This is a genomic window from Spongiibacter sp. IMCC21906, from assembly GCF_001010805.1.
GTDB lineage: Bacteria > Pseudomonadota > Gammaproteobacteria > Pseudomonadales > Spongiibacteraceae > Spongiibacter.
Genome location: NZ_CP011477.1, coordinates 1,237,122 through 1,260,257, shown reverse-complemented (window position 1 = coordinate 1,260,257; position 23,136 = coordinate 1,237,122). Strand labels below are relative to the sequence as shown.

At 52.4% G+C, this 23,136-nt stretch carries 26 protein-coding genes; 10 read left to right on the top strand and 16 right to left on the bottom strand.

Features of this window, described 5'->3' with window-relative positions; genetic code table 11:
• Nucleotides 1-19: 19 nt before the first annotated feature.
• The 5 genes from rng to IMCC21906_RS05735 are packed head-to-tail and all read right to left on the bottom strand — an operon-like array spanning nucleotide 20 to nucleotide 4,488.
• A complete protein-coding gene (gene rng, locus IMCC21906_RS05755) occupies nucleotides 20-1,489 on the bottom strand; it encodes a ribonuclease G (protein ID WP_047011367.1) in 1,470 nt (489 codons plus the stop codon).
• A 4-nt stretch (nucleotides 1,490-1,493) separates the two neighbouring features.
• Nucleotides 1,494-2,090 carry a nucleoside triphosphate pyrophosphatase gene (locus tag IMCC21906_RS05750; RefSeq protein WP_047011366.1) on the bottom strand — a complete coding sequence of 199 codons (597 nt, stop codon included), beginning with the start codon at nucleotides 2,088-2,090 and terminating at the stop codon, nucleotides 1,494-1,496.
• Between the two features lie 3 nt (nucleotides 2,091-2,093).
• Nucleotides 2,094-2,579, bottom strand: a complete 486-nt coding sequence (gene mreD / locus IMCC21906_RS05745; RefSeq protein WP_047011365.1) for a rod shape-determining protein MreD — start codon at nucleotides 2,577-2,579, stop codon at nucleotides 2,094-2,096.
• 2 nt (nucleotides 2,580-2,581) lie between these two features.
• Nucleotides 2,582-3,391 carry a rod shape-determining protein MreC gene (gene mreC / locus IMCC21906_RS05740; RefSeq protein WP_047011364.1) on the bottom strand — a complete coding sequence of 270 codons (810 nt, stop codon included), beginning with the start codon at nucleotides 3,389-3,391 and terminating at the stop codon, nucleotides 2,582-2,584.
• 59 nt (nucleotides 3,392-3,450) lie between these two features.
• Nucleotides 3,451-4,488, bottom strand: a complete 1,038-nt coding sequence (locus tag IMCC21906_RS05735; RefSeq protein ID WP_047011363.1) for a rod shape-determining protein — start codon at nucleotides 4,486-4,488, stop codon at nucleotides 3,451-3,453.
• Between the two features lie 297 nt (nucleotides 4,489-4,785).
• On the opposite strand from IMCC21906_RS05735, the gene gatC reads away from it, so the two are divergent.
• The 4 genes from gatC (at nucleotide 4,786) to IMCC21906_RS05715 (ending at nucleotide 8,395) form a co-directional block, all read left to right on the top strand.
• Complete coding sequence (gatC, locus tag IMCC21906_RS05730; RefSeq protein WP_047011362.1) at nucleotides 4,786-5,073, top strand: Asp-tRNA(Asn)/Glu-tRNA(Gln) amidotransferase subunit GatC; 288 nt, start codon at nucleotides 4,786-4,788, stop codon at nucleotides 5,071-5,073.
• Nucleotides 5,074-5,145: 72 nt separating this feature from the next.
• Nucleotides 5,146-6,603: an Asp-tRNA(Asn)/Glu-tRNA(Gln) amidotransferase subunit GatA gene (gatA, locus tag IMCC21906_RS05725; protein WP_047011361.1), complete on the top strand. Its 1,458-nt coding sequence runs from the start codon at nucleotides 5,146-5,148 to the stop codon at nucleotides 6,601-6,603.
• A 2-nt stretch (nucleotides 6,604-6,605) separates the two neighbouring features.
• The gene (gatB, locus tag IMCC21906_RS05720; protein WP_047011360.1) at nucleotides 6,606-8,069 is read left to right on the top strand and encodes an Asp-tRNA(Asn)/Glu-tRNA(Gln) amidotransferase subunit GatB; all 1,464 of its coding nucleotides are present in this window, start codon (nucleotides 6,606-6,608) and stop codon (nucleotides 8,067-8,069) included.
• 32 nt (nucleotides 8,070-8,101) lie between these two features.
• On the top strand, nucleotides 8,102-8,395 hold the full coding sequence (locus IMCC21906_RS05715; protein WP_231580324.1) for a PA4642 family protein: 294 nt from the start codon (nucleotides 8,102-8,104) through the stop codon (nucleotides 8,393-8,395).
• Between the two features lie 96 nt (nucleotides 8,396-8,491).
• Here IMCC21906_RS05715 and smrA read toward each other — a convergent pair whose 3' ends face one another.
• Nucleotides 8,492-9,073 (bottom strand): DNA endonuclease SmrA, encoded by a 582-nt coding sequence (gene smrA, locus IMCC21906_RS05710; protein WP_047011359.1) that lies wholly within the window; start codon nucleotides 9,071-9,073, stop codon nucleotides 8,492-8,494.
• A 40-nt stretch (nucleotides 9,074-9,113) separates the two neighbouring features.
• Here smrA and IMCC21906_RS05705 point away from each other — a divergent pair, with 40 nt between their 5' ends.
• A complete protein-coding gene (locus IMCC21906_RS05705) occupies nucleotides 9,114-9,302 on the top strand; it encodes a cysteine-rich CWC family protein (protein ID WP_047013174.1) in 189 nt (62 codons plus the stop codon).
• On the opposite strand, the gene IMCC21906_RS05700 is transcribed toward IMCC21906_RS05705, so the two are convergent.
• Nucleotides 9,299-9,670, bottom strand: coding sequence for a hypothetical protein (locus tag IMCC21906_RS05700; RefSeq protein ID WP_156165998.1), 372 nt, complete (start codon nucleotides 9,668-9,670; stop codon nucleotides 9,299-9,301). The two genes, IMCC21906_RS05705 and IMCC21906_RS05700, sit on opposite strands and share 4 nt — an antisense overlap.
• 174 nt (nucleotides 9,671-9,844) lie before the next feature.
• On the opposite strand from IMCC21906_RS05700, the gene cysZ reads away from it, so the two are divergent.
• Entirely contained in the window at nucleotides 9,845-10,588 is a 744-nt protein-coding gene (cysZ, locus tag IMCC21906_RS05695) for a sulfate transporter CysZ (protein ID WP_047011357.1), read from the top strand.
• A gap of 112 nt (nucleotides 10,589-10,700) precedes the next feature.
• Here the strand turns inward: cysZ and IMCC21906_RS05690 are convergent, their stop codons facing one another.
• The 6 genes from IMCC21906_RS05690 to IMCC21906_RS05665 form a co-directional block, all read right to left on the bottom strand.
• Entirely contained in the window at nucleotides 10,701-11,285 is a 585-nt protein-coding gene (locus IMCC21906_RS05690) for a superoxide dismutase (protein WP_047011356.1), read from the bottom strand.
• Between the two features lie 95 nt (nucleotides 11,286-11,380).
• Complete coding sequence (rnt, locus tag IMCC21906_RS05685) at nucleotides 11,381-12,013, bottom strand: ribonuclease T (protein WP_047011355.1); 633 nt, start codon at nucleotides 12,011-12,013, stop codon at nucleotides 11,381-11,383.
• Nucleotides 12,013-13,050 (bottom strand): dihydroorotase, encoded by a 1,038-nt coding sequence (pyrC, locus tag IMCC21906_RS05680; protein ID WP_047011354.1) that lies wholly within the window; start codon nucleotides 13,048-13,050, stop codon nucleotides 12,013-12,015. Before pyrC ends, rnt begins: the two co-directional genes overlap by 1 nt.
• Nucleotides 13,051-13,143: 93 nt before the next feature.
• A complete protein-coding gene (locus IMCC21906_RS05675; RefSeq protein WP_197085960.1) occupies nucleotides 13,144-13,728 on the bottom strand; it encodes a DUF2845 domain-containing protein in 585 nt (194 codons plus the stop codon).
• A 93-nt stretch (nucleotides 13,729-13,821) separates the two neighbouring features.
• Entirely contained in the window at nucleotides 13,822-14,118 is a 297-nt protein-coding gene (locus IMCC21906_RS05670; protein ID WP_047011353.1) for a helix-hairpin-helix domain-containing protein, read from the bottom strand.
• 240 nt (nucleotides 14,119-14,358) lie between these two features.
• A complete protein-coding gene (locus IMCC21906_RS05665; protein WP_047011352.1) occupies nucleotides 14,359-14,961 on the bottom strand; it encodes a peroxiredoxin in 603 nt (200 codons plus the stop codon).
• Between the two features lie 247 nt (nucleotides 14,962-15,208).
• Here IMCC21906_RS05665 and IMCC21906_RS05660 point away from each other — a divergent pair, with 247 nt between their 5' ends.
• Nucleotides 15,209-15,406 carry a bacterioferritin-associated ferredoxin gene (locus tag IMCC21906_RS05660; RefSeq protein ID WP_047011351.1) on the top strand — a complete coding sequence of 66 codons (198 nt, stop codon included), beginning with the start codon at nucleotides 15,209-15,211 and terminating at the stop codon, nucleotides 15,404-15,406.
• 180 nt (nucleotides 15,407-15,586) lie between these two features.
• Nucleotides 15,587-16,066, top strand: coding sequence for a bacterioferritin (gene bfr, locus IMCC21906_RS05655; RefSeq protein WP_047011350.1), 480 nt, complete (start codon nucleotides 15,587-15,589; stop codon nucleotides 16,064-16,066).
• Nucleotides 16,067-16,178: 112 nt separating this feature from the next.
• Here the strand turns inward: bfr and IMCC21906_RS05650 are convergent, their stop codons facing one another.
• The 3 genes from IMCC21906_RS05650 to IMCC21906_RS05640 all read right to left on the bottom strand — a co-directional run bounded on the left by IMCC21906_RS05650 (nucleotide 16,179) and on the right by IMCC21906_RS05640 (nucleotide 20,641).
• Entirely contained in the window at nucleotides 16,179-18,362 is a 2,184-nt protein-coding gene (locus tag IMCC21906_RS05650; protein WP_052763386.1) for a TonB-dependent receptor domain-containing protein, read from the bottom strand.
• Nucleotides 18,363-18,538: 176 nt separating this feature from the next.
• A complete protein-coding gene (grxD, locus tag IMCC21906_RS05645; protein ID WP_047011348.1) occupies nucleotides 18,539-18,868 on the bottom strand; it encodes a Grx4 family monothiol glutaredoxin in 330 nt (109 codons plus the stop codon).
• A gap of 219 nt (nucleotides 18,869-19,087) precedes the next feature.
• Nucleotides 19,088-20,641 carry a hydantoinase B/oxoprolinase family protein gene (locus IMCC21906_RS05640; RefSeq protein WP_082117373.1) on the bottom strand — a complete coding sequence of 518 codons (1,554 nt, stop codon included), beginning with the start codon at nucleotides 20,639-20,641 and terminating at the stop codon, nucleotides 19,088-19,090.
• Nucleotides 20,642-20,873: 232 nt separating this feature from the next.
• Between IMCC21906_RS05640 and IMCC21906_RS05635 the strand changes: the two genes are divergently transcribed.
• Nucleotides 20,874-22,061 (top strand): acetylornithine transaminase, encoded by a 1,188-nt coding sequence (locus tag IMCC21906_RS05635; RefSeq protein WP_047011347.1) that lies wholly within the window; start codon nucleotides 20,874-20,876, stop codon nucleotides 22,059-22,061.
• 84 nt (nucleotides 22,062-22,145) lie between these two features.
• Nucleotides 22,146-23,063, top strand: coding sequence for an ornithine carbamoyltransferase (argF, locus tag IMCC21906_RS05630; RefSeq protein WP_047011346.1), 918 nt, complete (start codon nucleotides 22,146-22,148; stop codon nucleotides 23,061-23,063).
• Nucleotides 23,064-23,136: the final 73 nt, after the last annotated feature.

Sequence of the window (23,136 nt, the reverse complement as noted above, 5' to 3'; positions counted from 1 at the left end):
CTCGAACTAGACTCGCAAACTAGAGCAAAACCACATCGAATTGCTCCTGGGTGTACATAGTCTCAACCTGAAACTGAATACTGGCGCCGATAAACTCCTCCAGATCAGCAACATTGGCCGACTCTTCGTCTAACAAGCGATCGACTACCTCTTGAGACGTCAGTACTAACAGACGCTTGCTCTCGTAGGCTCTCGCTTCTCGTAAAATCTCTCGAAACACCTCATAACACACAGTTTCAGGGGATTTAAGCGACCCACGACCATGGCAGTAGCGACAGGTTTCACACAGTATATGTTCCAGGCTCTCACGGGTGCGCTTACGCGTCATTTCCACCAAGCCCAACTCAGAGACGCCGGTAATGCTGGTCTTGGCGTAATCTTTCTCCATCGCCTTTTCCAGTGCCCGCAGCACTTGACGACGATGTTCCGCATCCTTCATATCGATAAAATCAATAATGATAATGCCGCCCAAATTGCGCAACCGCAGCTGACGGGCCAAAGAAGCCGCCGCCTCAAGATTGGTTTTAAAGATGGTTTCTTCTAGATTGCGGTGACCAACAAACGCCCCCGTATTAATATCGATGGTGGTCATAGCTTCCGTCTGATCAATAATCAGATAGCCACCAGACTTAAGCTCAACCTTGCGTCCCAACGCTTTTTGAATCTCGTCTTCGACGCTATAGAGGTCAAAAATAGGCCGCTCACCGGGATAATATTCTAGCCCTGCACTAATCTCTGGCAAATAATCCTGGGCAAACTGGCTCACCCGCTGAAAGCTTTCCCGAGAGTCGATACGAATTTTCTCTAAGCCCGGTCGCACCAAATCTCGCATTGTTCGCATAAACAGCGGCAGGTCTTCGTAGATGATACTGGGCGCGGTATCCCGCTTCATCCGGCGCTCAACCGCCGCCCAAAGACGATGAAGAAAGGCGACATCCGCCCGTACTTCGTCATCTCCCATGCCTTCCGCCACAGTACGAACAATATAACCATCTTTGATAGGCCCATCAGCTTCATCACCTGTGGCCACCGATTCCACCAACGTCCGCAAACGTTGGCGCTCGGTTTCATCATCAATTCGATGAGAAACACCAATATGTGCCGCACCAGGCATAAATACCAAAAACCGAGAAGACACAGACAACCGGGTCGTCAGACGGGCACCCTTGGTGCCCATGGGGTCTTTTGACACTTGCACAGTCAACTGCTGGCCTTCACGAATTTTACTGCGGATATCAGCGTGCTCGCTGGTATCTGTGTCCAATGCCGCAATATCTGATGCGTGAATAAACGCCGTACGCTCCAAACCAATATCGACAAAGGCGGCCTGCATACCGGGTAAAACCCGCACTACTTTGCCCTGATAGATATTGCCGACAATACCTTTAGACCGGCTGCGCTCAATATAGACTTCTTGCAGCACACCATTCTCGACAGTGGCCACTCGAGTTTCCACCGGGGTGACATTGATCAGAATCTCTTCGCTCATCGTCTTATTTTTCCACCACGTCGCTTTCTACCACACCCCAATCGCGAAGTAACACCGCCACCTCGTAAAGAGGCAGACCGACTACCGAAGAGTAACTACCCGAAACATGAGTGACAAACTTTGCCGCTCGACCTTGTATACCGTAGCTGCCGGCCTTGTCATCAGCCTCGCCACTCAACAAATATTGATGAATTTGTGCCGCATCCAGCTCGGCAAAGGTAACGTCACTAACGACCCGCCGCTCTTTCAATTCATTACCTCGCCGCAGTGCCACTGCCGTCATCACCTGATGGCTACGGTGACTCAGTCGTTCCAACATGGCGGCCGCATCGGCTCGGTTTAAGGGTTTACCCAAAATCTCACCATCGAGGACCACGACAGTATCAGCCGCTAAAATCACTTCCGATTCAGCCATTATGCTGCAAGCCAAGGCTTTTTCTCTGGCCATTCGCTCCACATAATCACTGGCGGTTTCTGTTGCCAGCGGTGTTTCGTCAATATCACTGGGACGAATCAGCGGCTTAAAACCAATTTGCTCTAGCAATTCCCGGCGCCGGGGCGACTGGGACGCCAACACCAAGCACGACTGCGTCTTTGGCATAGCTTAATTCACCCCCAACGCACGCTGAAACCAAGCCATAAGCGGCTTAGAAAAAAGCCATAAAAACGCCGTGGAAAACACCGGTAAAAACGCCAACCAATGAAACTGCGTTCCCCCATTGAGTCCTTGCGCCCACTGGCCCACCAAAACATGAAAACCGCTAAGCATCGCAATTAAACCCGCTTGTTTAACAATACTAAACATCCGTAGGCGCTGATACGAAACCTGCAAAATATAAGCGATAACAGCGAGAGAGAAGGCATTTTCACCGAGCACATCACCCAGCAAAATATCCAGCAGAAATCCGCACAGAAAGGCGACGATAACACCGATGCGTTCGGGCAAAACCAGCACCCAATACGCCAGCACCACCATTAAATAATGAGGCCGCGCCCACGCCAACACACCGTCAATGGGTACAATACTCAGTAGCAACGCCAGCAACAACGTCAGCGCAATAAACCAGCTACCTTGGCCATGGGGATCCACGACTATTCGCCTTCAATTGTCTGGCGTTCGCTAAACACCAGTAGCACGTTGCGGCTACGGTCCAACTCGGCCAGCGGCTTGGCTTTCACTTCCGCAAACGGCTTGCCCGGATCCACCAAGACAGAGGTCACCTCACCCACCGGATAACCTGCAGGAAAGCGGCCACCCAAGCCTGAACTCACAAGCAAATCGCCGACTTGAATATCCGTAGTGGCAGCAACATGGGTAAGGGTTAACTCATTGATGAGCCCGGTGCCTTCTGCAATCGCCCGAAGACCATTTCGGCTTACCCTCACCGGCAGGGCATGGGCGCTATCGGTCACTAGCAACACGCGACTGTGCATGGCACCCACTTCGGTGATCTGCCCCACTAAACCGTTGGCATCAATCACTGGCTGACCGACAAAAGCGCCATTGCGGCTGCCCTTATCAACAACCAACTTATGGCGATTGGGGTCGGTGGCCACGGCAATCACTTCTGCCACCACCACCGTATCGCTAAGCCGTTCGGCAGAGTTCATCAACTCCCGTAGGCGCACATTCTCCGCCCGAAGCTCGACATATTTTTGCAATTTGGCGTTAAGAATCATGGCCTCAGATTGAAGCCGCTCGTTTTCAGCCTGCAGCTCACTACGACTGCTGAGCATGCCGGTAAATTGTTCGCTGAGACGGCTGGGCACATCCACCAGCCAATAGAAGGGTGTAGAGATCACCGAGAGCTGCCCGCGCAGCTGCTGGGTAAACTCCAGTTTATGGCCAAGCAGGATTAAAACCAGTGCCAAACCACCGAAAATCAATAACCGCGATCCCACCGACGAGGAGGATCGATTGGAGAATACCGGTTTAATGGCGGCCTCCTCCTCTGATCAAACTATTCGGCTGACAGTATATCGAGATGATGGCGATCTATCATTTCTAATGCCTTACCACCGCCCCGGGCCACGCAAGACAATGGATCCTCGGCGATAATCACGGGTAAGGCACTTTCGTCGGCCAGTAACTGATCAATGCCTCGCAACAAGGCGCCACCACCGGTCAACACAATACCGGTCTCGGCAATATCTGCGGCCAGCTCTGGGGGAGATTGCTCCAGCGCCCGTTTTACACCCTGAATAATAACCTGAAGTGGCTCTTGCAGCGCCTCCAGGATTTCATCGCTGTTTAAGGTAAAGCGACGGGGAATCCCCTCGGCAAGATTACGGCCACGAACATCAATTTCGAGCAATTCAGAGCCGGGGTAGGCACAACCGATTTCCTGCTTGATGCGCTCCGCTGTCGCGTCGCCAATCAAGCTGCCATAAGTGCGACGAACATGGGTGACAATGGCTTCATCAAAGCGGTCACCGCCCACACGAACAGAATCCGAATAAACCACGCCATTCAACGAGATAATCGCGATTTCAGTGGTGCCACCACCAATATCCACCACCATAGAACCCGAGGCTTCTTCTACCCGTAAACCCGCACCAATTGCAGCCGCCATCGGCTCTTCAATAAGACGTACTTCCCGCGCGCCGGCACTCAGCACAGACTCACGAATGGCCCGGCGTTCTACTTGAGTACTTTTACAAGGTACGCTCACCAATACCCGAGGACTGGGGCGAATAAAACTATTTTGATGAACCAGCTTGATAAAATGCTGAAGCATTTTTTCGGTCACTTGAAAGTCGGCGATAACACCGTCTTTTAAAGGACGAATCGCGGTAATGTTGCCCGGAGTTCTACCCAGCATACGCTTGGCTTCAATACCTACCGCTTCAATGGTTTTTTGACCATTATGAACGCGAATTGCCACCACGGACGGTTCATCCAAAACAATGCCTTGGCCACGAACATAAATAAGAGTGTTTGCCGTTCCCAGATCGATAGAAAGATCATTGGAGAACATGCCCCGAATACGTTTCAACATGTGCGATTATCACCTTATGCAGCCCTGTTCTGATCAGAGCCAGGCTGGCTGAACCCAAGCGTTGTACGGCCTGTAAAGCCCAGAATTAAAAACTTTGCCACTCTATCAACGGCAGGGATTTAGGGCAAGGCGCAAATGTGATAAGTTTAGCGGCTTGCGAACGCAGCGGCAAAAGACTGTCATTTTAATGACTCCCTCCCTCCTTTTTATACGCTGCCGCCAATCTAACAGATAGGCGACTGATTAAAGTCGGGCGTAAAGATAAATAGCCCAGAATGAATAGCCCCAAGGTGAACGATGAGTATTGAGCAATCCGAAATCGCCAAGCTGGCCCTGTTGGCTCGCATTGATATTTCCGAAACCGAAAGTGTCGAGTTAAGCCAGCGTATTGGTGACATTTTAAGCATGGTGGACGCCATGCAAGCGGTGGATACCGATAATATTGCGCCGATGGCCAATCCCCACGATGCACATCAGCGCTTGCGCGCCGACGCGGTGACAGAAACAGATCAGCGGGAGCTATTCCAAAGCATTGCACCCCAAACCGAAGACGGTTTGTATCTGGTGCCACAGGTCATTGAATAAGCCTTGCTACTAAGCCTTGCGACATAGACACAACAATATCGCCATCACATCATTGAACGAGCAAACACTTACATGCCCACTCATACAGTAAGCGACATCCTCGCCGGACTGGAAGACAAGCGTTTTTCTAGCGAAGAGATCACCCAGCAATACCTGGACGAAATCGCTCAGCACGACAAGCGTATCAACAGCTACATCACCGTCACTGCCGACTCGGCACTGGCGCAAGCCAGAGCAGCCGATAAGGCTCGCAGTCAAGGCAAAGCCGGTCTGCTCAGCGGCGTTCCCATTGCCCACAAAGACATTTTTTGCACCCAAGGCGTTCGCACCAGTTGCGCCTCTAAAATGCTGGATAACTTTATTTCACCTTACAACGCCACCGTCGTCGACAAGATGGCAGCTGAAGGCGCAGTAATGCTGGGCAAAACCAATTTGGACGAGTTCGCCATGGGCTCATCCAATGAAACCAGTTATTACGGCCCAGTGCGCAACCCCTGGCAAGAAGACTGTGTGCCCGGTGGCTCATCCGGTGGTTCAGCGGCAGCTATTGCCGCCGGTCTGGCTGCCGCGGCAACCGGCACCGACACCGGCGGATCCATCCGCCAGCCTGCCGCGCTTTGCGGTTTAACCGGCTTAAAACCCACCTACGGCAGAGTCTCCCGCTACGGCATGATCGCCTTTGCCTCCAGCCTAGACCAAGCAGGCCCCATGGCCCGCAGTGCCGAAGATTGTGCCCTGTTACTGCAAGCCATGGCCGGATTTGATGAACGCGATAGCACTAGCATGGATTTGCCGTTGTCAGACTACCGGGGCAGCTTAAACAAAGACCTCAGCGGTCTAAAAATAGGGGTGCCAAAAGAGTATTTCAGCACGGGACTCGCGCCAGATATTCAAGCGGGGGTAGAAGCAGCCTTAAAAGAATACGAGGCCATGGGCGCAACCCTAAAAGAAATTAGTCTCCCCCATACTCAGCTAGCGGTTCCTTGTTACTACGTTATCGCCCCGGCGGAAGCCTCCAGCAACCTGTCCCGCTTTGACGGCGTACGTTACGGCTACCGCTGCGACGACCCCAAAGACTTAAAAGACCTCTACACCCGCAGCCGGGCAGAAGGTTTTGGCGAAGAAGTAAAACGCCGCATTTTGGTTGGCACTTACGCCCTGTCTGCCGGTTTTTACGACGCCTACTACCGCCAAGCCCAAAAAATTCGTCGTCTCATCAAACAAGATTTTATCGATGCATTTAAAGAGGTAGACATTATCGCTGGCCCCACGACTCCCAACCCGGCCTTTGCCTTGGGTGAAAAAACCAGCGACCCCTTGTCGATGTATCTAGAAGATATTTACACCATCGCCGTCAACCTGGCAGGCCTGCCCGCCATTTCATTGCCCGCAGGTTTTACCAATGGCAAACCCATTGGCCTGCAACTTATTGGCAACGATTTTGACGAGGCCACCCTGCTGGCCGCCGCCCATCAATACCAGCAACGCAGCGACTGGCATCGTCGCAGCCCCGGCCAGGAGGGAGCGTAATCATGCAGTGGGAAACCGTAATCGGCCTGGAAATTCACGTCCAGCTCACCACCAAATCTAAAATATTTTCCGGCGCCAGTACGGCCTTTGGCGCCGCGCCCAATAGCCAGGCCTGTGCAGTTGACCTTGCCTTGCCCGGCACCCTGCCCGTACTCAACGAACAGGCGGTAAAAGACGCCATTCTGTTTGGCTTGGCCATCGACGCCGACATTTGCCGCGAATCGGTATTTGAGCGTAAAAACTACTTCTATCCCGATTTGCCCAAGGGTTACCAGACCAGCCAAATGGACGCCCCCATTGTTGGCCCCGGCATTGTAGAAATCACCCTGGAAGACGGCAGCAAGCGCCAAATTCGGGTTCACCATGCCCACCTTGAAGAAGATGCAGGCAAATCTCTCCATGAAGCTTTTTTTGAGAACCATGGTAGCGGCATGAGCGGCATCGACTTAAATCGGGCGGGGACGCCCTTGATTGAAATTGTCTCCGAACCCGATCTGCGCAGCGCTGAAGAGGCGGTTGCCTATCTGCGCAAAATTCACTCTATCATCACTTATCTCGGTATTTCCGATGGTGAAATGTCTCAAGGTTCCATGCGCTGCGATGCCAATGTCTCGGTGCGACTAAAGGGCGAAGAGGAGTACGGCACCCGCGCCGAAATCAAAAACATCAACTCCTTCCGCTTTGTTGACCGGGCCATCAAAGTTGAAGCCCAACGTCAGATCGACTTACTGGAAGATGGCGGCAAAGTCACTCAAGAGACCCGCCTCTACGACAGCGATAAAAACGAAACCCGTTCAATGCGTAGTAAAGAGGAAGCCAACGACTACCGCTACTTCCCCTGCCCTGATCTGCTGCCGGTAAAAATCGAACAGACCTTGATCGATCAATTAAAAGCCAATTTGCCCGAGCTACCCGACGCCAAACGTCAGCGCTTCGAGTCTCAATACGGGCTGTCCAGCTACGATGCCGCGCAACTGACTGGCGAACGCGTCGTCGCCGACTACTTTGAAACTGTGGCTAAAACAGCTGGCGATGCCAAGCTGGCCGCCAACTGGGTCAACGTCGAACTGTCTGCCGCCCTGAATAAAGACGATTTAAAGCTGGCCAACAGCCCGGTTAGTGCCGAGCAGCTGGGTGGCCTTATTACTCGAATCATCGACAACAGCATCTCTGGCAAAATCGCCAAACAAGTCTTTGAAGCCCTCTGGAATCAAGAGGGCAGCAGTGCCGACGAAATTATCGACAAAAAAGGCCTCAAACAGGTTTCTGATAGCGGCGCACTCGAAGCCATGATTGACGAAGTGATTGCCAACAGCCCTCAGCAAGTGGAACAATTCCGCGCCGCGGACGAGGGTAAGCAGAAAAAACTGATTGGCTTCTTCGTTGGCCAAGTAATGAAAGCCTCAAAAGGCCAAGCCAACCCCGGCATGGTCAACAAGCTTCTGAATGACAAGCTCAAGGGCTGATCTCCACCCCGGCAAGTACTAGAAAGGTTTAGATGATGAAAAAAGACAAAGAAAAGGTATTAGACGAAGTTTGGACAGAGGACCGGGTGCGGGAATTTCTCCATGTTGAGCCTAAAGCAGGCACCAACCCCGACTTCCATAAATTGCTCAGGGCCTATCAGAGCATGCGCGCTGATGATTTTGAGCTGTTTTTGGATATGTTTCTTGAAATAAAAGGCGACATCAATGCTGTGGACAAAGCGGGCCGCAATATATTGAGCTACGCCAAAGAGCACCGCCACTCAGGGGAGTTTGTCAGCGCCCTGGAAAAACGCGGCGCGCAATAATACCGACGTGACGGGCTGTCGTTTACCTCACGAAGCCCGTCTATTTCACTACAGCAGCTATATCATTAAATCTTTATTCGCTGAGCCCTTATTTCACTAGAGCGAGCGACCCCGCGTTAACTTATCTCGGTTTTCCTGCTTTTTACGCTCACTTTTACGCAGCATAATATACACAGCGCCAGCACCGCCGTGCTGAGGTTGGGCGCTGCTATAGGCCTGCACATCAGCCATTTCCGGTAGCCAGTGATTAATATACGACTTTAAAACTGCGCCGCCTTCTTTGTTATGAAAACCCCGGCCGTGGACAATCATCACTGTCCGTAAGTCCATGGCCATCGCGTCGCGAATAAAGTTAAACACCTGCTGACTTGCCTGCTCCACCGTCATTTTATGCAGGTCCAACCGAGCCTCAATCGTATATTTACCTTGTTTTAATTTGCGAAACACGCCGAGCTGCACCCCGTCCCGGCGAAACTCCAACAAATAATAAGGATCAAGAATCGGAATATCGCTGGTGCTCAGGCTATGACTGACCGCCTCTTGGGCCACCGCAGCTTGGCGCCGGGCATCCACACTGAGTCGGCTGATTTCGCCCCGCTTCAGGGCAACGCGAACCTCGCTCTGGAGGGGTTTAACACCGACCATTTCATCGGCGAAGACCTTATCTTCATCGCTCATGGTTGCCCCCTTTAATGCTAAAAAAGCGTATTATCTCCCCATGACCGAGCAAAAGCCAAACTCACTCTGCCCCCTCTGCGCACAACCCAACCAGTGCGCGATTGCCGCCGGGCAAGCCGCCGCCAACTGCTGGTGTATGACTACGACCATCAGCGAAGAAGCGAAAGAAAAAGCAAACGACGCCAACCGCTGCATTTGTCCTGCCTGTGGTCGCGAGCCAGCCGCTTAATATTTTTCGGACAACGCCTCATAGCGTTCGCAAGCCGGAGTAAGGGCGTCGTCGTTGTCTTCTTCCATTTCCGCACAGCTGAGTGACTGAAGTGATTTAACACAGGCCAGCGCAGGTTGATACAACTCATGAGATTGCGCCATCACGCCATACTTTGCTTCCATTCCCTGACAAGCCATATCCAACTGCTGACGTATCATGGTTTGCATTTCAGGTGGCAAACCGCTGTCTTGAATATTGCTTAACGCACAATGCTTCATTCTGTCGCATAACCTAGCCGTTTCTTGAGACAGATCATCCGCTTGCAACGGCACAGAACAAAGCAGTCCCGCTAGCACCAAGCCACCACCAAGCTGCATTCTATTCATCGCAATCCTCTCCCTTTGATTGAATATCACACCACCGCTTTAGCGGCCTCGTAAAGCGTAACGAAATAATCACACCGCCAGAGCAAATTCTATTCGCATCAGCCAAGGCTTGGAAGCATTCGCTCCTCACCGTAAACTGATGCTCCGTTATTCACCAGACGATACGCCAATACCATGCCAAACACCCTACACAGCGGCCCCGGATATCTAAAACTCGGTTTTGGGCTGATTATGGAACCGGGATTGCGACTCTTCGTGCTGATTCCCTTGCTCATCAACATCAGCATTTTTGGCCTGCTGAGCACCTTAACTTTAGGGCAAATTGGCGAGTGGATTAATCAGTTTATGCTCTGGTTACCGGGTTGGCTGGACTTTCTACGTTGGATTCTCTGGCCTTTAGCGGTCATTTTAGTCTTAGCGATAGTCATGTACGTTTTCAGCACCGTCGCCAATATTATTGCCGCGCCCTTTAATGGCCTGCTAGCAGAAAAAGTCGAAGAGCGGCTCACTGGCCAAGAAGTGGATGGCAGAGAAACCATCCTGCAAGCCATTGCCAGCTTTCCTCGCAGTATTGGCCGAGAGTGTCACAAACTGTTTTATTACCTGATTTTTGCGTTATTAACACTGGTCGCCACCTTTGTATTCTCTCCCGCCGCGCCAGTACTGTGGTTTTGCCTCAATGCCTGGATGATGGCAGTTGAATACTGTGATTACCCCATGGACAACCACAAACTGAGTTTTAAAGAAGCCCGCCGTCGCATTGGCAGCCAGCGCAGCACGAGCTTTAGTTTTGGCGCCCTGGTCATGCTTGGCACCATGGTCCCCATTTTGAACTTGATTATTATGCCCGCCGCCGTTTGCGGCGGCACTGCCATGTGGGTAGAACGCTTAAAGTCGCAAACACCCAAACTAAAATAATTAACCGCGAAATAACGCCCTGCATATTTAACAACCTCCAGACACAAAAAACCCCACCGAAGTGGGGTTTTAAGACGAGCTATCAATAGCTCAGCTCACTGCTGATTCAGCTTTAGGCTGCGAAGTTTGCTGCCGCAAATTCCCAGTTAGCCAGTGCCCAGAAGGCTTCCAGGTACTTAGGACGCGCATTGCGATAGTCAATGTAGTAAGCGTGTTCCCAAACATCGCAAGTAATCAGCGGCGTTTGAGCGCCTTTTGCGACTGGGGTATCAGCATCATCGGTATTCACAATTTCAACACTGCCATCGCTGTTTTTTACCAGCCAAGTCCAACCAGAACCGAAGTTGCCTACGGCTTTAGCATTAAAGTCTTCTTTGAATTTATCAAAAGAACCAAACGCTTTATCAATAGCGGCTGCCAAGTCACCAGAAGGTGCACCACCGCCATTGGGGCTCAGGCTGTTCCAGTAAAACGTGTGATTCCACACTTGAGCAGCTTGGTTAAACAAACCACCGCTGGAGGTTTTGATGATGTCTTCCAAAGATTTCCCTTCGTACTCAGTACCGGGAACCATGTCGTTTAGCTTAGTGATGTAAGCGTTGTGGTGTTTACCGTGGTGGAAATCCAGAGTCTCTGCAGAGATATGGGGCTCCAGAGCATTTTTCTCATAAGGCAAGCTGGGTAATTCAAAAGCCATGGTGTCTCTCCTAGATCTTTAGTTTTGAATGAACGTTACGTTTAAAGCCACACTACAACAGCGCTGTGGCAAAAACCGGCACCACACCCTCTCCCTCAGGGCCAGCGCCAGCCGCCAAGTTGCTGCCAGCGGTTTACAATCTGACAAAACAATTCGGCAGTTTTCTCCGCATCGTAGGCTGCGCTGTGTGCAGAATTGTTGTCAAAATCAATATCTGCCAATTGGCAGGCCTTAGCTAACACCGTATGACCGTATGCTAGCCCTGCCAAACTGGCGGTATCCATGACCGAAAACGGGTGGAAGGGGTTGCGTTTGATGCCACAGCGCTCGACCGCCGACATCATAAAACCCAAATCAAAATGTGCGTTATGCCCCACCAAAACCGCCCGAGTACAATCATGGGCTTTTACTTGCTGACGAATGCGCTTTAGCAATTCGCCCATGACAGTCACTTCTTTTTGTGCCTGCCTTAAAGGGTTATGGGGGTCTATACCGGTAAATTCAAGAGCTGACTGCTCCAAATTTGCACCGGGAAACGGCTCCACATGGTAGTCGATGGTCTCATCTGGCTCGATATTGCCAGCGTCGTCCATTCGCAAAAAAGTCGCGGCAATTTCCAATATGCCATCGGTTTTAGCGTTAAAGCCACCGGTTTCAATGTCCACGACTACGGGCAAGAATCCCCGAAAACGCTGGGCAATCATAGATTTTCCGTCATCATCCAGCATCACTTGCCCAACTGCCAATGTAAGGTTTCACCAGCCCGCAGTGGCCGAACAATATCGCTCCCAAAGGGAAGCTCCAAGGGTGCGGTCCAATCCTGCCGAGTTAAGGTGATGGTATCGGTGTTTCGCGGTAAACCGTAAAAATCGGGGCCGTAAAAACTAGCAAATGCTTCTAACTTGTCCAGAGCACCCGCAGCTTCAAACGCCTCCGCATACAACTCAATTGCCGCGTAGGCAGTGTAACAACCTGCGCAACCACAGTCAGTCTCTTTACTGCCTTTGGTGTGGGGCGCAGAATCCGTTCCCAGAAAAAATTTGGGGCTGCCCGATACCGCGGCGTCGATTAACGCCTGTTGATGCGTATTGCGCTTTAAAATAGGCAGACAATAAAAATGTGGCCGAATACCCCCTGCCAGCATATGGTTGCGATTATACAAAAGGTGGTGCGCAGTAATTGTCGCCGCAACATTCTCCGGCGCCTGCTTTACAAATGCGGCCGAATCGGCAGTGGTGATATGTTCCAACACCAGCTTTAGCGCCGGAAAATGGTCGACAATGGGCCTCAGCTTTTCTTCTAAAAAGCGCGCCTCACGATCAAAGATATCAATGTGATTATCCGTGACTTCACCGTGAACCAGCAGCGGCAGGCCGTATTGCTCCATGGCAGCCAACACCGGATACAGCTTCTCGATGCTGGTCACACCCGAGTCAGAATTCGTCGTCGCCCCAGCGGGATACAGTTTGGCCGCGTAAACCACATCGGATGCAGCCGCCTCACGAATGTCCTCTACTTGCGTGTTATCCGTGAGATACAACACCATTAATGGCTGAAATTGATGCCCACGACTGGGCAATGCCTGCTCTATGCGTTGCCGGTATGCCTGGGCTTCTTTTACATTACGCACCGGCGGGGTCAGGTTGGGCATGATAATAGCCCGACCAAAGTAGCGACTGATGTCTTTAACAGTGTGAGTAAGAACGTTACCGTCACGCAGGTGCACGTGCCAGTCATCGGGGCGGGTCATGGTGAGGGTTTGCATAGGGCGCCTTATCAGTTTCTGCTGCGAATGCTACCGCATTTGGCAACAAATTTGCACCAACCGTCACAACACCACGATGAAAAACCAGCGCTGCTAACGGGGTTTAGACAGCAACTCTATCTCTGAAACCTGACCGTTCTCTACTATAACTGCCCGCCGAAATTGACTGCGACCAAAGCCATACACCCATTCCTGCACGGGTAGATAATAGCCGCCAACCCCAATATATTCCCCATCATCAACAGGAAAACCCCGCCAAAGAATACGCTTGGATATTGGCTGGCCGCACTTTGTGTACAGCGCATATTCCGACATACCAAGATTGATTTCACTGCTACGGCAAGAAGGCGTGTCGGTTTTATAAAACCCGCGACCCAGGGTATCGTCTTTAATTAATTCCGCATTTTGAAAGGTCAGCTTATGGATAAAGCCTTGGGGACCGGGATTGTAATACCAATACTGAACGTGGTCGGCAAGAACCTGACCGCCAATGCCCCTAACCGGGAAGCTCACCCGATAATCGGCCTTGCCGCAACGCTCCTCTACTTCAAAATAACGCTGGCCGATATCAACAAGATGACGGCCACAGCGAAAGTCCGCCATTGCCGAAGGCCCGAGCAGCAGACCCAGTAGTAAAATAGAAGCGTTTCGTCCTACGCCCTGAGCTGACATATTCATAAGCGGCTGGTTAAGCATTTCAACAGTCTAGCGAGAAAGGCCACCCAAAGGCGAGATAAAAAAGCCTGCACATAACATGCAGGCAAGGGGAGCTTACTCAGTATCACTGCCACCTTCAGGTTTCGACAGCTCTATTTCACTGACATTGTCCGCTATCACCTTTTGACCAATGCCAGGCACTGCCGTCAAGCTCTCTAGAGAGCTAAAAGGGCCGTTAGCATCACGATACTCCACAATCGCCGCTGCTTTTTTCGGCCCCACCCCTTTTAGGGTTTGCAGTTGCTCTGACGACGCCGTATTGATATCCAGAGCGAAAGCATTAGAAAAAGAGAGGGCAAAGAACAGAAACAAGGCCGATGTCATCAGCCACAGAGGTTTTGCAATTTTCATCGTCATTATCCTTTTTGCAGATGAAATAGAAAATTCGCGCACTCCATGTGCGCTGTTTCTAGGCTAGTCGAAGATTTTAAATTGCGCCAATTTTCTTATCGCCTATATAGCAGACACAAAAAAGCCCGGACTGCAGCGCATATCCGGGCTTTCGTTTACTGAGGCTAATGCAAGGTATTAACTCAAGGTACTCATAGCAAATACCAAGAAAAATATCACCAGGGCCCCATCAATCGATCATTACAGCTTGTCAGAATTCTCTGACAGGTAAGAAGCAACACCCTCTGGAGACGCGCTCATACCTTTATCACCTTTGTTCCAACCGGCAGGACACACTTCGCCATGCTCTTCGTGGAACTGCAGCGCTTCAACCAAGCGGATCAGCTCATCAATGTTACGGCCTAGTGGCAGGTCGTTAATCAGCTGAGAGCGCACTGTGCCTTCTTTATCGATCAGGAACGCGCCACGGAAAGCAACGCCGCCTTCTGCTTCAACGTCGTAGGCACGGCAGATGTCGTGACGTACGTCAGCAGCCATGGTGTAAGTCACAGGACCAATACCGCCATCTTTCACAGAGGTGTTGCGCCATGCATTGTGAGTGAACTGAGAATCGATGGACACACTAATGACTTCCACACCCAACTCACGGAATTTATCCATACGGTGATCCAGAGCAATCAGCTCTGAAGGACACACGAAGGTAAAATCCAAGGGATAGAAGAACAACAAGCCGCATTTGCCCTTGATCGCTTCGCTCAGAGTAAAGCTGTCAACGATCTCGCCGTTGCCCAATACTGCTGCACAAGTAAAATCTGGTGCGGGTTTACCGACTAAAACGCCCATGTGTAACCTCCATTTTTGCTTTAATAATGCGCGAGAACCGCGCGATATAGTGTAAATCCAGGGCATTAATCATACACGTGGCCCCAAACTGATCCCATTGATATTTCTAATTGGCTGCATAGTTTTTTGCTATAGCTTTACCGGTACAAATAAAGCCAAACAAAAATACCTCTCAAGACAAATTGACAAGCATTCTCATTTGCATTACTTTCTACATCAACATCGTTATCTACCGGGTTGTACGAACATGTACGTCTGTCTTTGTAAAGGTATTACTGACAAGCAAATTCGCGAAGCCATTGACGAAGGCGCAGACAGCTTCCGTCAAGTCAGGCGTGAACTGGATCTTGCTAGCCAATGCGGCAAATGCGGCTCACTTGCACGCCAAGTGTACGACGAGTACCTGAACAATTTTAACGCCGATCTCTGCTTCGCTGCGGCCTGAACAATATCGGCCACGACAGCCCCGCCAAAGGTAGTGATTTCTCTTATCAAACCGCACTGAGAACGATTGGCTTTTTCTTTACATTTACTTTACAAATCAGCTACTTAGCTTGACCAACCCCCTATATTGGGCGCACACTTATGCCTGTTTAAAACACAGACCATAAAGGACGGCCCACTTATGAAAGGCGACCCGCAAGTCATCGCCCACCTCAACAAAGCCCTCGGCAACGAGCTGGTAGCAATTAACCAGTATTTTTTGCATTCCAGAATGTTTAAGGACTGGGGCCTGAAAGAGCTGGCGGACTACGAATACCACGAATCCATTGACGAAATGAAACACGCCGACCAATTGATTGAGCGTATTTTGTTTTTGGAAGGCCTGCCCAACCTGCAAGACTTGGGCAAACTGATGATTGGCGAAAATACCAAGGAAATGCTGGAGTGCGATCTCAGCTTAGAGCTGAAAGCAGTGCCCGACCTCAAAGACGGCATCAAGCATTGCGAGTCCGTCGCCGACTACGGCAGCCGGGAATTACTGGAAGAGATTCTGGAATCGGAAGAAGAGCATATCGACTGGCTGGAAACGCAGCTGAGCCTGATCGACAAGGTTGGCCTGCAGAATTATCAGCAGTCGATGATGGGCGGTATCAACAGCTAAGACCGCGTTCACAAACCAAGCTCGTCAAAGCCCGGACCCTGTGCCGGGCTTTTTGCGTCAGCCCCCTCAAGAAGGGATTGAGCCCGCCCTTCGAGGCAAGCCCTCGTCAGCGCTAGAAACTTACGCGAACACCCAAGTAGGCGGTGCGGGGCAGATTCACCCGAGCACCGGCTGGGCTGCGCGCGACAATGGATTCGTCATCCAGCAGATTGTCGATGCGGGTATAAACCTCCACGTTCTCGGCCACCGGCATGCTGGCGGCGAAATCCACCGACACATAGCTGTCCGTGCTGCGAAAGCGCTGATCCACCGAGCGTTCACACTGGTTGTCGACGCACATCTCATCTACATAGGTGGCCGACAGATAGGCCTTGCGACCGCGGTTGTCTTCAATACCCAGACCCAGGTTCAGCAGGTTCTCGGGTAAGTACGGCAGGTTATCACCCTTCAGCACATCACCGCCGTCGGCGTCCTTGGTGACTTCTGCATCGGTATAGGTGTAGGCCAGGGTCAGCGGCACCTGGAAGCTAGCGGACTCCAATAGCACTGTGCGCAGACTCAACTCCAAGCCTCTGATTTCAGACTCGCCGAAGCTTTCGGTGCCCGATTCGGCGCCGTCGCTACAGGGGTTGGCGATGGAGCAGTTGTTAACGGTGTTGTCGTAATCACTAAAGAAAGCCACGATATCCGCGCTCACGTACTCGCTGCGATAACGACCGCCAAACTCGTAATTGAGACTCTCCTCCGCGCCGGTGCCATCGGCGGCGCCACCGCCGGGAGGCGCAAAACCCTGGTGCACACCAGCCAGCAATTGCCAGCTGTCATTGAGCACATACGTAGCGCCCAGACCGGCCATTGTCTCCTCGACATCATTGCTTCGGGTGCTGGCCACTGTGTTGCGGTCGAGATCGCCGTAGCGAGTTTGCGCGGTGTCGATATCTTCATGTCGCAGAGACAGGGTGATATCCAGCTGGCCCATACTGATGCGATCCATTACCCAAATGGACAGCGCCTCAGCCTCGTCCACGCGGTTATCCCCGGAGCCGGGCTGGATAATTGAATCAAATTGCAGGCTGCCATTAACTTGATTGTAAACACTCACCGGCTGAAAGCGGTCTGACTCGTCTTCATGCTGGCGAATACCCACTACCCAGTTGTGAGCAGCACCCGCCGCCTCGACATTGCCGGCAAGCTCAAACTGAATCCCCTCGCCGTAGTATTCCCGAGCATTGTCCTTGACCCGCACATCAGTGGCGTCCTCAGTGCCCTCTAGGATACCCAACGCCAGGGCATCGCCGTTGTTGGCTTTATCAATAAGCCCACCGATGCTATCACTGCCAACTCGGTCCAATTTGAACCAACTACGCTTGAAGTTGTTGCGGTAAATCATGCTGCTCAAGGCCAGCGTGTCACTGAATTCGATATTGTGCCGCAGAGATACCCCGGCTTGCCGGGTATTCATCTGATCAAGCTCGGTCAGCCCATAGCGGCGGTAGGGGTCGCGATCAAACTGCGCATCGGTAACGCCCAGGTAAGTGACATTGGATTGCTCTTCGGTGTAATTCACCTTCAGGTCAAGCTGCTGGGCATAAGTCGCGCCCTCGGCACTGCGCCAGCGCAGCTTGCCGACGTAGTCTTCCTTGTCATAACCGGTATCGCGATTGGAGCGATCAATATCCTTGAAGCCAAGGGTTTCTTCTTGGTAGCTCTCCAACAAGAAACCCCACTGCCCCTCGGTAGCACCATAGTGCACATGAGATTTCTGCGCGCTGTTCTCACCAATCTCAACATTGACAAAACCCTCCCGCTGCTCGGGAATGGGCGTGGATTTGAGGTTAAGGGCGCCGCCCACGGTGTAGGGACCGTAGAGCAATGTCTGGGGGCCTTTCAGGACTTCCACGCCCGCCATGCGGCCACTGGTGGGAAAGTAATAGGCGGCGGGATCGGCATAGGGGGCCGGGGCCACCAGCACGCCGTCTTCCATCAGGGTGATCTTTGAGGTCCGGCCACTGCCGGAGCCACGGATACCGATATTGGCCCGCAGCCCGTAGCCGTCTTCTTCCTGAAAGTAGACACCAGGCACCTGGCGCACCATGCGATGGATATCGACGTACTCAAACTTTTCCAGCTCGGCTTGGTCGAGCACATAGGCCGAGCCGGCAATCTCCTCGACCCGCTCACCGACGATGGTGATTTGTTCAAGCTTGAGATTCTCTCGACCCTGCTGGCCGGAGGTGTCAGCCAAACCCAAAGAAGCCGTAGACACCGCACCGGCGGCGAGAAGCAAACGTCGCATAAGAAAACCCCCAACGATATTTTTTTGCCGACGAGACCGCGTAATACCTTAGGGCCGGCAGTTATTGTTAGGGACGATATTAGCAAACAAAAATCTAAACGAAAAGCATTCTTAGTTGCAGCTTTGGGTATAAAAAACCCGGCACTTGACCGGGTTTCTCCATCATAACAAGAAGCTTACTGGGCGGGCTGAGCCGCCACCGCCTCTTTGATCAGGGTCTGCAGTTCGCCAGTGTCATGCATCTCGCAGATGATGTCGCAGCCACCAACCAACTCACCTGCCACCCACAACTGGGGGAAGGTAGGCCAGTTACCCACTTCAGGCAATTTGGCGCGGATATCGGGGTTAGACAGAATATCAACGAAGGCGAAACGCTCACCACAACCCATCAACGCTTGAGAGGCCTTGGCCGAAAAACCGCACTGGGGCTGATTTGGCGAACCCTTCATATAAAGAATAATCGGGTTGCTGTCGATTTGCTGCTTGATTGCCTCAATAGTATCCATTGGAACCTGCCTTGGGAAAAAACATGAATTCCGAGCAACCGGGTCAGAAAGCCTCAACAGGCGATCCCACTGCGATTGCGCGCATAAAGCCGCATTTTAGCAATTTATACAGCAAATGTAATGAGGCGACTGCCCTGCAGGCGATTTTAAGCGAGCCAACCCCGCGCAGACCTTGATCCAGCTCAGGCACCGAGCGCCGCGAACAGCCCCCTCAGCATGTCACTCAGGCTGCCCCCAGCCACCCGCGCCCGGCGTTTCAATACTCAACACATCGCCCACCGACGCGCTTCCCGTAACCTTGCCCGGTAATAACTGCCCGTTAAAACGATTTTCTCCCGGCTGACCATCATCGCCCCCCGCAATGCCCCAGGGTCCACGACGACGGCGCTCTGTTAATAAGGTAAAGCGACTGTCTGCCAAAAATTCAAACTCTCGCACTATGCCATTGCCACCTGCATGCCTGCCTGCCCCTCCTGAAGCGGGGCGAATACCGTAGCGACGCACTCGCAAGGGATAGTGCATCTCCAGGCTTTCTACCGGCGTATTCAGGGTATTCGTCATATGGCTTTGCACGGCATCCAGTCCCCGACCCATGCTGTGCCCACCCATGCCACCGGCGATGGTTTCGTAGTAATGCCAGTCGCCACGTTCACCGCCCATAGCAATGTTATTCATGGAGCCGTGGCTTGCTGCCGGAATGACATCGGGCACCGCGCCAGCCAACGCTCCCAAAACCACATCCGTGATTCGCATAGAGGTTTCGACATTGCCTGCCGCCACCGCCGCAGGACGACGGGCATTAAGCAAACTTCCTTCTGGCGCGTACAGGCTAATGGCACTAAACAAACCGGCGCACACCGGCACGTCAGCGGGCATTAAACAACGGAAGACATAAAACACCGCCGCCGCTGCCACCGACAGCGGGCAATTGATATTGCCCTCTACCTGATCAGCCGTGCCAGTAAAGTCCACCTTGACGCCCTCTGCTGACAAATCGATGCAAACGGATATCGCCAGATCGCTATGCCCAAAACCGTCATCATCCATATAATCGGTAAATTCAAAGCGCCCCGCCGGTAAGGTTTTAAATTGCGCCAGTGCAAGCCGAGCGGCATAAGCCTGCAGCTGGGCCACCGCATCAACAAAGCTGACTTTGAGGGCAGCCACCACCTCGGCGAGGCGAGTCAAGCCACTGCGGTTGGCACTCACCTGCGCAATAAAGTCGCCATGCTGTCCCGGCTCAAACCAGTTATCCAACATGGCACTGTCCAGTTTGCCGTTCCGAACCAAATAACTGGGAGGAATAACCACACCCTCTTCAGCCAGCGATTTAGACAGGGGCATTGAGCCCGGCGTGTCAGAGCCAATGTCGGCATGGTGGGCGCGATTGGCGATAAACGCCTGTAATATGCCGTCGCTATCAAAGAAGGGCGCTATCACCGTTACATCAGGTAAATGGGTGCCGCCCAAATAGGGATCATTCACCACCACCATATCACCGGGGCGCCACTCACAGGCGCCAACAATATCCGCCATGGCATAGGCCATGCTGCCTAAATGTACCGGGATATGTGCCGCTTGGGCGCAAAGCTCGCCCTTGGCGTCAAATATCGCGCAGGAAAAATCCAAGCGGTCTTTTATATTGGGAGAAAAAGCCGCGCGCTGTAGCACCGCGCCCATTTCATCGCAGACTGCTTCCAGTCGGCTGACAAAAAGCCCTAGCTGAACAGCGTCTAATGCAGGGGCGGTTGATGGCGATGTTGGCTGAGACACAGGAAGACTCCGTTCTCGTCAGACTGTCGAGGAATATGCCGCAATAAAAAGATTACCGCAGATACATTTACCAAAGCCCCGGTTTATCGGGCCTCAGGCGCTGGAATTTACTGGGCGTTCCTTATATTATTGCGTATCCGACAGGGCAGCTCTAGCTGCCTTTTTGCGTTTTTAATTCCAAAGCTTTGCTTTTTTACGTTTTTGCGCCCCTTGAGGCGCGGAGTAATCGTTAATGACACAGTCAGCAGTAATGAACACATACGGACGTCAGGCAGTCACTTTTCTGCGTGGTGAAGGCGTACGACTGTTTGATGACAAAGACAAAAGCTATTTGGATGCAGTAAGTGGTATCGCCGTAAACGCGCTGGGTCACAATCACCCCGCCGTGACTCAGGCGCTGATAGAGCAATCCGGCAAGCTCATTCACACCTCAAACCTGTATAACGTGCAAAAACAAACTGAGCTGGCAGAAAAGCTGTGCGCCATCAGCGGCATGGAAAACGTCTTTTTCTGTAACTCAGGCGCCGAAGGCAACGAAGCGGCCATTAAACTCGCTAGAATGCACGGCCACAACCGCAATATTGAAATTCCTCACGTTGTGGTGATGGAACAAGCCTTTCATGGCCGGACGCTAGCCACCATGACAGCCTCCGGCAATCGCAAAATTCAGGCAGGGTTTGAGCCATTAGTACGGGGCTTTACTCGCGCGCCATTTGGTGACATCCAAGCGCTGGAAACCATCGCCAAAAACAATGACAGCATCGCCGCGGTATTAATCGAGCCCGTGCAAGGTGAAGGCGGCGTTCATCCTATGCCAGACGGTTTTTTAGAAGCCCTGCGTAAACTCTGCGACGAGCACGACTGGCTACTGATGCTGGACGAGGTCCAAACTGGCAACGGCCGCACCGGAAAATACTTTGCCTATCAACACAGCAACGTCATGCCCGACGTCGTCGTCACCGCCAAAGGGCTTGGCAACGGCGTGCCCATTGGCGCCTGCCTGGCCCACGGCAAAGCGGCCAGCCTGTTTAAACCCGGCAATCACGGTTCCACCTTTGGCGGCAACCCGCTGGCCTGCGCCGCAGCACTCGCGGTAGTCAATACCCTCAACGACGGCTTGATGGATCAGGTTGTTGAAAACAGCCAATACTTGATCGATGGCTTAAAAGAACGTTTGGCAGACAACAAACACCTGAAAGCCGTGCGCGGAAAAGGTTTTATGGTAGGTATTGAACTCGATACCCCCTGCGGCGAGCTGGTTGGCAAAGCACTGGAACAGGGTCTGCTTATCAATGTGACGGCAGAACACGTTGTGCGCTTGCTGCCGCCGCTCATTATTAGCAAATCAGAAATTGACGAATTACTCGCCACACTCTGCCAGCTGATCAATCAATGGACAGCCCAGTTGGATGCGGCATAGTTTATTGCACGCTAAATTGGCTACTCGCTATGACCAACATAGCTCCATAAAAATAGCCCCATGCAAGGATAGGTAAACGCCGCTATGGCACTACGACATTTTTTAACCCTTTCGGACCTGAGTCCGGCTGAACTGGATCACGTGATCCAGCGCGCTATCGAGCTAAAAGCCGAGCAAAAGGCCCGCCGTAGCCGCGCCAGCTTTCCTAACTACGTGATGGGCATGATCTTTGAAAAAGCCTCTACCCGCACGCGTATCTCCTTCGAAGCTGGCATGGCGCAATTGGGTGGTCACGCAATCTTCCTGTCTCCCCGAGATACCCAGCTGGGCCGTGGTGAACCTATCGAAGACAGCGCCCGCGTCATCTCCTCGGTCTGCGATATTGTGATGATTCGCACCTTTGAGCACAGCATTATCGAGCGCTTTGCCGAATACTCACGCGTGCCGGTCATCAACGCACTGACGGATGACTACCACCCCTGCCAACTGTTGGCCGACATTCAAACCTTTGTCGAGCATCGCGGCAGTATCCAGGGCAAGCAAGTCGCCTGGATTGGTGACGGCAACAACATGTGCCAGTCTTACATCAAGGCCGCCATTCAGTTTGATTTCAATTTAAAAGTCGCCTGCCCGGAGGGCTTTGACCCCCGCCAAGACCTGCTAGAGGAAGCTGGCGACCGAGTCGAAGTCGTCCGCGACCCAGTCGATGCCGCCCGAGGCTCCGACTTGCTGGTGACAGACGTGTGGGCATCAATGGGCCAGGAAGAAGAAAAAGCCGAGCGCCGCCGCCAACTATCTGGCTACCAAGTGAATCGCACGCTGATGGACTTGGCCAACCCCGGCGCCCTCTATATGCATTGTCTACCTGCCAAGCGTGGCGAAGAAATCAGCGCAGAATTAATGGATGCACCCGACACCGTTATTTGGGACGAAGCTGAAAATCGCCTTCATGCCCAAAAAGCCTTGATCGAATTCTTACTCAATCAAGCCGCGATGGCTTAAGCCCAAACTCCCACAGACAAGCTCAAGCCTGTGGGAACGGGTGCCCACCGCGAACCAACCCCAAGCCAAGCCC